Source organism: Marinitenerispora sediminis, assembly GCF_003336425.1.
Lineage (GTDB): Bacteria > Actinomycetota > Actinomycetes > Streptosporangiales > Streptosporangiaceae > Marinitenerispora > Marinitenerispora sediminis.
In genome coordinates this window covers 1-1,642 of record NZ_QEIO01000300.1, presented here as the reverse complement: position 1 = coordinate 1,642, position 1,642 = coordinate 1, and the positions used below count along the sequence as shown (strand labels likewise).

Annotated in this window: 2 protein-coding genes; both read left to right on the top strand. The window is 74.6% G+C overall.

What is annotated here, in order from left to right; all coding sequences use genetic code 11:
- Window positions 1-102: 102 nt before the first annotated feature.
- Window positions 103-504, top strand: a complete 402-nt coding sequence (locus DEF28_RS26435; RefSeq protein ID WP_114400916.1) for a DUF2784 domain-containing protein — start codon at window positions 103-105, stop codon at window positions 502-504.
- A 120-nt stretch (window positions 505-624) separates the two neighbouring features.
- Complete coding sequence (locus DEF28_RS26430; RefSeq protein ID WP_114400915.1) at window positions 625-1,524, top strand: prenyltransferase; 900 nt, start codon at window positions 625-627, stop codon at window positions 1,522-1,524.
- The last annotated feature ends 118 nt before the right edge of the window (window positions 1,525-1,642 follow it).

Sequence of the window (1,642 nt, the reverse complement as noted above, 5' to 3'; positions counted from 1 at the left end):
GGTCCGGCACCCCGGCGGGCCCCGGCCCGCCCGCCGGCCTGAGCACCCGGCCTGAGTAGAACGGCGGATCCCCCGCCGCGCCCCCGCGCCTACCGTGGAGGCATGGGGTACCGCGTCCTCGGCGAAGCCGCCATGCTCGCCCACTTCTGCTTCCTCGGCTACCTGGTCGTCGGAGGCTTCTTCGCGTGGCGGTGGCCGCGGGCCGTCTGGCCGCACGTGCTCGTCGCCGGCTACGGCCTGGGCATCCTCGTCATCGGCTGGACCTGCCCGCTCACCGTCGTCGAGGACTGGGCGCGCGTCCGCGCCGGCGGAGCCGGGCTGGGGGCGCAGGGGTTCATCGCGCACTACCTCACCGGCGTCCTCTACCCCGCCGACGCCATCGGCGCCGTGCGGCTGCTCGTCGCCCTCGTGGTCGCGCTCTCCTGGGCCGGCGCGGTGCTGCGGTGGCGGCACCGCCGCACCCGCCCGGGGCCGGTGCGGCGCCCGGCCGTCCCGCCGCGTTAAGAACGCGTCTGGATTCCGGCGGGGCGCCGATCGCCGGAGCCCGCACGACCTGCCAAAACGTGCCGATTCGCGATCGTATGAGGATGTTTGACGCGGGCGTTCCCGGCGTACCTTCTCAATATGACAACGGTGACCTCGGATACCTTGCAGACCGCCGAACACTTCATCATGCGCAACGCGCGGCTGCTGGACCGGCTGCGCTTCGCCCACCACTTCCAGCGCGGGCACGCCGAACCCGTCTACGCGGTCCTGGGCGCCTACCGCAACGTCGACGGAGGGTACGGAAACGGCCTCGAACCCGACTTACGCGGCCACGGCAGCCAACCCCTCGCCGTCGAGGCCGCCCTGCGCATCCTCGACGAACTCGGCCCCATCCCGCGCGACCTCGCCCAGGAGACCTGCACCTACCTGACCAGCGTCACCCGGCCCAACGGCGGTGTCGGCGGCGTCCTGCCCAACGTCCGCCACACCGAAGCCGCGCCCTGGTGGCGCGAGCACGACGACTTCGGCGGCGCCCTGCGGCCCACCGCCGCCATCGTCGGCCTGCTGCACAAGCACCACATCTCCCACCGCTGGCGGGACCGCGCCACCGCGTTCTGCTGGACCCGCATCGGCGCCCTCCACTGGACGCACCCCGAAGAAGCCATCGCGGTGTGCACCTTCCTCCAGCACGTGCCCGACCGCGCACGCGCCAAGGCGGAGTTCGCCCGCATCGCCCCGATGATCCGCGCCGTCATCGAACTCGACCCCGCCGCCCGGGGAGACGTCCACACGCCGCTCGACATCGCCGGCCAGCCCGACTCGATCGCGCGGCAGCTGTTCACCGACGCCCAGATCAACGCGCACCTCGACCACGCGATCGCCCAGCAGCAGCCCGACGGCGGCTGGCCGGCCCCCGGTCCCACCTGGTGCTCCGGCAGCACCAACGACCGGCGCACGGCCGTCACCCTGCAGCGGCTCCTCACCCTGCGCGCCTACCACCGGCTCGACGACCGCGCCGTCGCGCAGCCCGCCGGCTGAACCGCGGGCCGCCGGCGGCCGAGCGCCCCGGCGGCCTCCGCCGTGACCGTCCCTCCCGGCGCTCCGGCGGTCGGGCCCACCCGGCGCCACGCCGCACCGGCGCCCACCGGGCTCCGGC

What these genes read in the sequence shown, in the direction of transcription:
- DEF28_RS26435 (WP_114400916.1), top strand. Translation starts at nt 103, where the DNA reads ATGGGGTACCGCGTCCTCGGCGAAGCCGCCATGCTCGCCCACTTCTGC.
- DEF28_RS26430 (WP_114400915.1), top strand. Translation starts at nt 625, where the DNA reads ATGACAACGGTGACCTCGGATACCTTGCAGACCGCCGAACACTTCATC.